The sequence below is a fragment of the uncultured Methylobacterium sp. genome, from assembly GCF_964244095.1.
GTDB lineage: Bacteria > Pseudomonadota > Alphaproteobacteria > Rhizobiales > Beijerinckiaceae > Methylobacterium.
Genome location: NZ_CAXTHR010000184.1, coordinates 1 through 7,328, shown reverse-complemented (window position 1 = coordinate 7,328; position 7,328 = coordinate 1). Strand labels below are relative to the sequence as shown.

7 protein-coding genes and 1 pseudogene are annotated in these 7,328 nt (G+C 72.6%); 6 read left to right on the top strand and 2 right to left on the bottom strand.

All coding sequences use genetic code 11. From position 1 onward, the window contains the following. The 6 genes from ACFE86_RS20225 to ACFE86_RS20200 form a co-directional block, all read left to right on the top strand. The coding region (locus ACFE86_RS20225; protein WP_375457118.1) for an aldehyde dehydrogenase family protein at positions 1-639 on the top strand (639 nt) is incomplete at its 5' end. Positions 640-800: 161 nt separating this feature from the next. Next, positions 801-1,943 (top strand): acyl-CoA dehydrogenase family protein, encoded by a 1,143-nt coding sequence (locus ACFE86_RS20220; RefSeq protein WP_375457117.1) that lies wholly within the window; start codon positions 801-803, stop codon positions 1,941-1,943. After that, entirely contained in the window at positions 1,943-2,992 is a 1,050-nt protein-coding gene (locus ACFE86_RS20215) for an enoyl-CoA hydratase/isomerase family protein (RefSeq protein WP_375457116.1), read from the top strand. Before ACFE86_RS20220 ends, ACFE86_RS20215 begins: the two co-directional genes overlap by 1 nt. 32 nt (positions 2,993-3,024) lie before the next feature. Continuing rightward, positions 3,025-3,921, top strand: coding sequence for a 3-hydroxyisobutyrate dehydrogenase (gene mmsB / locus ACFE86_RS20210; RefSeq protein ID WP_375457115.1), 897 nt, complete (start codon positions 3,025-3,027; stop codon positions 3,919-3,921). 17 nt (positions 3,922-3,938) lie between these two features. Further along, entirely contained in the window at positions 3,939-4,724 is a 786-nt protein-coding gene (locus tag ACFE86_RS20205) for an enoyl-CoA hydratase (protein WP_375457114.1), read from the top strand. Between the two features lie 103 nt (positions 4,725-4,827). Further along, positions 4,828-6,549, top strand: a complete 1,722-nt coding sequence (locus ACFE86_RS20200; protein ID WP_375457113.1) for an AMP-binding protein — start codon at positions 4,828-4,830, stop codon at positions 6,547-6,549. A 37-nt stretch (positions 6,550-6,586) separates the two neighbouring features. Here the strand turns inward: ACFE86_RS20200 and ACFE86_RS20195 are convergent, their stop codons facing one another. After that, positions 6,587-6,952 carry a hypothetical protein gene (locus tag ACFE86_RS20195; RefSeq protein ID WP_375457112.1) on the bottom strand — a complete coding sequence of 122 codons (366 nt, stop codon included), beginning with the start codon at positions 6,950-6,952 and terminating at the stop codon, positions 6,587-6,589. Positions 6,953-7,051: 99 nt separating this feature from the next. Beyond that, positions 7,052-7,328, bottom strand: a pseudogene (locus ACFE86_RS20190) (branched-chain amino acid ABC transporter permease); the annotation flags it as partial.

Genomic DNA, 7,328 nt, shown 5'->3' with positions numbered 1-7,328 from the left:
GCCGTGCCCGTCGGCGAGGGCACCGCCGACCGGCTGATGGAGCGGCTGATCCCGCGGGTGGAAGCCCTGAAGATCGGCCCCTCGCACGACGCGTCGGCCGATTACGGCCCGATGGTCACGGCCGAGGCGGTCGAGCGGGTGAAGGGCTACATCGATGCGGGCGTGCGCGAGGGCGCGACGCTCGCCGTGGACGGGCGCGGCTTCAAGCTCCAGGGCTACGAGAACGGCTTCTACATGGGCGGCTGCCTGTTCGACCGCGTGACGCCGGAGATGACGATCTACAAGGACGAGATCTTCGGCCCCGTCCTCTCCGTGGTGCGGGCGAAGGATTACGAGGAGGCGCTGGCGCTGCCCTCGACCCACCAGTACGGCAACGGCGTCGCGATCTTCACCCAGGATGGGGATGCCGCGCGCGACTTCACAGCGCGGGTCAACGTCGGCATGGTCGGCGTCAACGTGCCGATCCCGGTGCCGATCGCCTACCACACCTTCGGCGGCTGGAAGCGCTCCGGCTTCGGCGACCTCAACCAGCACGGGCCGGACTCGATCCGCTTCTATACGAAGACCAAGACCGTGACGCAGCGCTGGCCGTCGGGGATCAAGAGCGGGGCGGAGTTCTCGATCCCAACGATGCGCTGAACCGACCCTCCCCCGCTGAAGGGGGAGGGTGCTGAGCGGAGCGAAGCGGGAGAGGGGAACGCCCTCTCCGGATACGGCGCTCCCCTCTCCCGACCCGCTGACGCGGGCCACCCTCCCCCGCAGAGGGGGGAGGGAGAACCGGCAAGCGGAGGACTTCAGCCATGCGCTTCGGGCTCGACGAGGATCAGACCGCGATCCGCGACATGGCGGCGGGCTTTGCCGCCGCGCACATCGCCCCCCACGCGCTGGACTGGGACGCGCGCCGGCACTTCCCCGTCGAGACGTTTCGCGCGGCGGCGGCCCTCGGCATGGCCGCCATCACCGTGCGCGAGGATGTCGGCGGCTCGGGGCTGAGCCGGGTCGATGCGAGCCTGATCTTCGAGGCCCTGGGCGAGGGCTGCCCGACGGTGGCGGCCTTCCTGTCGATCCACAACCTCTCCGCCTGGATCATCGACGCCTTCGGCAGCGAGGCGCAGCGCCGCCGCTGGCTCCCGGCGCTGACGCGCATGGACCTCATCGCGAGCTACTGCCTGACCGAGGCCGGCTCCGGCTCGGACGCGGCGGCGCTGCGCACCCGCGCGGTCCGCGAGGGCGACCACTACGTGCTCGACGGCGAGAAGCAGTTCATCTCGGGCGCGGGCGCCAGCGACCTCTACCTGTGCATGGTCCGCACCGGCGGCGAGGGCGCCAAGGGCGTCTCGGCGATCGTGGTGGAGAAGGACACGCCCGGCCTCTCGTTCGGCGCCAACGAGCGCAAGATGGGCTGGAACGCGCAGCCGACCCGCGCGGTGCGCTTCGATTCCTGCCGGGTGCCGGTTGAGAACCGGCTGGGCGCCGAGGGCGAAGGCTTCCGCTTCGCCATGGCCGGGCTCGACGGCGGGCGGCTCAACATCGCCGCCTGCGCGCTCGGCGGCGCGCAATCGGCGCTCGACCGGACGATCGCCTACCTCGGCGACCGGCGCGCCTTCGGCCAGAAGCTCTCGCAGTTCCAGGCGCTGCAGTTCCGCCTCGCCGACATGGCAACCGACCTCGAAGTCGCCCGCGCGTTCCTGCGCCACGCGGCCGCCGCCCTCGACGCGAAGGCGCCCGAGGCGACCAAGCTCTGCGCCATGGCCAAGCGCCACGTCACGGACGCGGCCTTCCGCGTGGCCAACGAGGCGCTGCAACTGCACGGCGGCTACGGGTATCTGACCGAGTACGGCATCGAGAAGATCGTCCGGGATCTCCGCGTCCACCAGATCCTGGAGGGCACCAACGAGATCATGCGGGTGATCATCGCCCGCGCGCTGCTCGGGGGCCGGTGATGGCCGAGGTGATCGTCGAGCGCGTCGGCTCGCTCGGGCGCCTGCGCCTCGACCGGCCGAAGGCGCTGAACGCGCTCACCCACGCAATGGTCGGGGCGATCGACGCGGGCCTCGACCGCTTCCTGGCCGATCCGGGCGTCGCCGCGATCCTGCTCACCGGCGAGGGCGAACGGGGGCTGTGCGCCGGCGGCGACCTGCGCGCGCTCTACGAGACGGACGGGACGGCGTTCGCGGAAGCCTTCTGGCGGGACGAGTACCGGCTGAACGCCCGCATCGCGGCGTGCGAAAAACCGTTCGTGGCGGTGATGGACGGCATCACCATGGGCGGCGGCGTCGGCGTCTCGGGCCATGCCCGCCACCGCGTCGTCACCGAGCGCTCGCGCGTCGCCATGCCGGAGACCGGCCTCGGCTTCCTGCCGGATGTCGGCGGCACGTGGCTGCTGGCGCGCGCGCCCGGCGAGACCGGGATCTATCTCGGGCTGACCGGCGAGCCGATGGGCGCCGCCGACGCGATCCTGTGCGGCTTCGCCGACGCTATGGTGCCGGCGGGCGCCCTCCCCCGCCTGATCGAGGCGCTCGCCGCGCTGCCGCCGGATGCCGGCCACGCAGCCGTGCGCGCGGCGATCGGTGCGCTGGCGCAGGATCCCGGCCCCGCGCCGCTCGCCGCGTCGCGCGCGGTCATCGACCGCTGCTTCGCTTTCGGCGCGGTGGCCGACATCCTGGCCGCGCTCGACGCGGACGGCTCCGATTTCGCGGCCCGCACGCGGGCGACGCTGCTGGAGAAATCGCCGTCGAGCCTCGTGATCACGCTGCGCCTCCTCCGCCTCGGGCGGACCGCAAAGACCCTCGAAGCCTGCCTGGAGCGCGAGTTCCACGCCTCGCTGGCGCTCCTCGCCGAGGGCGAGTTCCGCGAGGGCATCCGCGCGGCGGTGATCGACAAGGACAAGGCGCCGCGCTGGTCGCCGGCCACGCTCAGTGCGGTCGATCCCGAGCGGATCGCCGGCTGGCTGACGCCGCGGGCCGCGCCCGTCTTCCCGGACGCGGCCTGACCGGCCCGCCGACACACGAGGGAGCATCACCGATGGCAACCAGGACGATCGGGTTCGTCGGGCTCGGCAACATGGGCGGCCCGATGGCCGCCAACCTCGTGCGGGCGGGTTTTGCGGTGCGCGGCTTCGACCTCGACCCGGCCTCGCTGGAAACGGCCAAGGCTGCCGGGATCGGCATCGCCGGCTCCGTCCCGGAGGCCGCCGCGGGCGCCGAGGCGGTGGTGACGATGCTGCCGGCCGGGCGCCACGTGGTCGAGGTCTGGTCCCAACTCACGGCCGCCGTGCCCGCCGGCACCCTGCTCATCGATTCCTCGACCGTCGACGTCGCCAGCGCGCGCGAGGCCCACGCGCTGGCCGACGCCCGCGGCTGCCCGGCGGTCGATGCGCCCGTGTCCGGCGGCACCGGCGGCGCGAAGGCCGGCACGCTGACCTTCATGGCCGGCGGGTCCGAGGCCGCGTTCACCGCCGCCGAACCGATCCTCAAGGCGATGGGCCGGAGCGTGTTCCATTGCGGCGCGGCCGGTGCCGGTCAGGCCGCCAAGATCTGCAACAACATGATCCTCGGCATCTCGATGATCGGGGTGTGCGAGGCTTTCGCGCTGGGCGAGAAGCTCGGGCTGTCGCAGCAGGCCCTGTTCGACGTGGCCTCGGTGTCCTCGGGTCAGTGCTGGTCGCTGACCACCTACTGCCCGGTGCCGGGCCCGGTGCCGGCCTCGCCCGCCAACACCGGCTACAAGCCGGGCTTCGCTGCGGCCCTGATGCTGAAGGACCTCCGGCTCGCGCAAGCCGCCGCCGGAACCGCCGGCGCCTCGACGCCGCTGGGGGCGGAGGCCGAGCGGCTCTACGCGGCGTTCGACGGGCACGGGCACGGCGGGCAGGACTTTTCCGCGATCATCCATATGCTCCGCGGCCCGGGCGAGCAGCCTTGAGCCGAGGAACCTCGAACATGGACGAGACGAGCCCCACCGACACGATCCTCACCGAGACGCGCGGCCGCGTTCGGCTGATCACCCTGAACCGGCCCAAAGCCCTGAACGCGATCAACGCGCAGCTCACCCGCGAGCTGATCGCGGCGGCGGTCGCGGCCGACGCCGATCCCGGCATCGGCTGCATCGTCGTCACCGGCTCGGCCAGAGCGTTCGCGGCGGGCGCCGACATCAAGGAGATGCAGGGCGCCACCTATGCGGAGATGTACGCGGCCGACCGCTTCGCGGAGTGGGAGCGCTTCACGGCGGTGCGCACGCCGGTCGTCGCGGCGGTGGCCGGCTACGCGCTCGGCGGCGGGTGCGAACTCGCGATGATGTGCGACCTGATCCTGGCCGCCGACACCGCGCAGTTCGGCCAGCCCGAGATCAAGCTCGGGGTGATGCCCGGCATCGGCGGCAGCCAGCGCCTGACCCGCTTCGTCGGCAAGGCCAAGGCGATGGAGATGTGCCTCACCGGGCGCATGATGGACGCGGCGGAAGCCGAGCGCGCCGGCCTCGTCTCGCGGGTGGTCCCCGCGGACCTGCTGCTCGCCGAGGCGATGAACGTGGCCGAGACGATCGCAGCGATGTCGCTGCCCATCGCGATGATGACCAAGGAGGCGGTCAACCGCGCCTACGAGACCACGCTGACGGAAGGGGTGCGCTTCGAGCGCCGGGTGTTCCACGCGATGTTCGCCACCGATGACCAGAAGGAGGGCATGGCCGCCTTCGTCGAGAAGCGGCCGGCGACGTTCTCGCACGGGTAGCGCAACGCCCCTTCCCTCTCCCCTGCGGGCGAGGGAGGAGGCGCGGCGATCGGGCGAGCAAGACAACGACACCGAGACCGTCTGGAAGACAGGGAGAACGCCGATGCCGAGCTTTCGCGAGTCCCGGGATTTTCTGCTGGCGCACCGCACGGATCATGCGGCCGCCTGCGCCGGCTTCCGCTGGCCGGACGCGGCGGCGTTCAACTGGGCGCTGGACTGGTTCGATGCGGACCTCGCCGTCGATCCGGAGAGCCGCGACCGGCCGGCCCTGTGGATCGTCGACGCCGCCACGGGCGCCGAGACCAGGTTCTCGTTCGGGCAGATGAGCCGGCGCTCGAACCAAGTCGCCAACAACCTGCGCAGGCTCGGCCTGTCCCGCGGCGATCACCTGCTGCTGCTGCTCGGCAACGTGCCGGCCTTATGGGAGACGATGCTCGCCGCGATGAAGCTCGGCGCCGTGGTGATCCCGGCCACGACCCTGCTCACGGGCGACGAGCTCGCCGACCGGCTGGCGCGCGGGCGGCCGAAGGTGATCCTGGCCGGACCCGAGCAGGCGCCGAAATTCGCCGGCCTCGATACAGGGTCGGCCGTCCGCCTCGCCACCGGGCCCGGCGGCGACGGCTGGCTCGCTTACGACGCGGCGTTCGCCGAGGCCGAAACCTTCGTGCCGGACGGCCCGACCGCCGCGGACGACCCACTGCTGCTCTATTTCACCTCCGGTACCACGGCAAAACCCAAGCTCGTGCGGCACAGCCACCGCTCGTATCCGGCGGGCAGCCTCTCGACGATGTACTGGCTCGGGCTGCAGCCCGGCGACGTCCATTGCAACGTGTCCTCGCCCGGCTGGGCCAAGCATGCGTGGTCCTCGGTCTTCGCCCCCTGGAACGCGGGCGCGACGGTGTTCGTGGTGAACCAGGCGCCGTTCTCGGCCGCCGCGCTGCTCGCCGTGCTCGCCCGCTGCCGCGTCACCACGCTCTGCGCCCCGCCGACCGTGTGGCGGCTGATGATCCAGGAGGATCTCACCGGGCACGATCTCGCGCTGCGCGAGGTGTGCGCGGCGGGCGAGCCGCTCAACCCGGAGGTGATCGAGCGGGTGCGCCGAGCCTGGGGCCTGACCATCCGCGACGGCTACGGCCAGACCGAGACCACGGCGCAGGTGGCCAACACCCCCGGCCAGACGGTCAGGCCCGGCGCCATGGGCCGGCCGCTCCCCGGCTACGCGGTGCGGGTGCTCGACGGCGACGGCGAGCCGGCGAGCGAGGGCGAGGTCTGCCTCGCCCTCGGGGCGCATCGCCCCGCCGGCCTGATGCAGGGCTACGACGACGGCGCCGGCAACCTCTCGGGCGCCGACGGCGCGCTCTACCGCACGGGCGACGTCGCCTTCGTCGAGCCCGACGGCACGCTGACCTTCGTCGGCCGCGCCGACGACGTGTTCAAGTCCTCGGGCTACCGCATCAGCCCGTTCGAGCTGGAGAGCGTGCTGATCGAGCACCCGGCGGTGGCCGAGGCGGCTGTGGTGCCGGCGCCCGACGCGATCCGCTACACGATCCCGAAGGCCTACGTGGCGCTGGTCGGCGGCGCGGAAGCCTCGCGCGAGACGGCGCTCGACATCTTCCGCTTCACCAACGCGCGGCTCGCGCCGTTCAAGCGCCTGCGCTCGCTCGCGTTCGTGGCCGAGTTGCCGAAGACCATCTCCGGCAAGATCCGCCGGGTCCAGCTCCGCCGCCTGGAGCACGAGGGCGCCGCCGACGACCCCTGCCGCGGGCTGGCCTTCGCGCAGGCGGAGTTCCCGGAGTTGACGCGGGACGAGCGGACCCCCGGCTGAGGCGCGCCGCCGGCCGTTCGCGTCGCTCGGCGCCGGATCAGCCGCTGCGGCCGTCGAGGCGCGGTCCGCCGAGGCTGATCCGGCCGGCCTGCGAGCGCTGGCTGCCGTAGCTCGGGGCTGCGTAGGGGCGGCGCGACAGGTCGTAGAGGGTGTTGCCCACGAGCCCCGCGGCGCGGCGCAGCGTCGCGCCCTCGCAGGTCGCCGCGATGCGGATGCCGAGCTCGTGGGTGTGGCTGCGGCCGTAGAGGTAGACCGCCAGCCGCGCCCGCGTCGCCTCGGGAATCCCGTCGACCATCGCCGACACCGTCTCCGGGTCGGCGCGCGTGATCCGCCCCAGCGCCTCGGGCGCCAGCGGGCACTCGGCGGTGGGGTCGTCGAAGCTGAGGGTCAGGGCCTTGGTCACCACGGTCGCTCCCGGCTTGAAGATGCCAGGATGGCGAGCGGATGGTTAACGAAGAGTATCGGGCCGGTCGGCGCGGGGTGCGCGGCGCGCTCGGCCCGCTCAGAGCGGCTTGCGCAGCAGGCGCGCCGCGAGGCCGACGATGCCCTCGCGGAACAGGAGCACGCAGAGCACGAACACGACGCCCTGGATGATCGTCACCCAGGCGCCGAACTGGGCGAGGTAGGTCTCCATCGTGACGATCACCAGCGCGCCGACGATCGGGCCGAACACCGTGCCCATGCCGCCGACCAGCGTCATCAGCACCACCTCGCCCGACATCGCCCAGTGCACGTCGGTGAGCGAGGCGAGCTGGAACACGATCGCCTTGGTGGCGCCG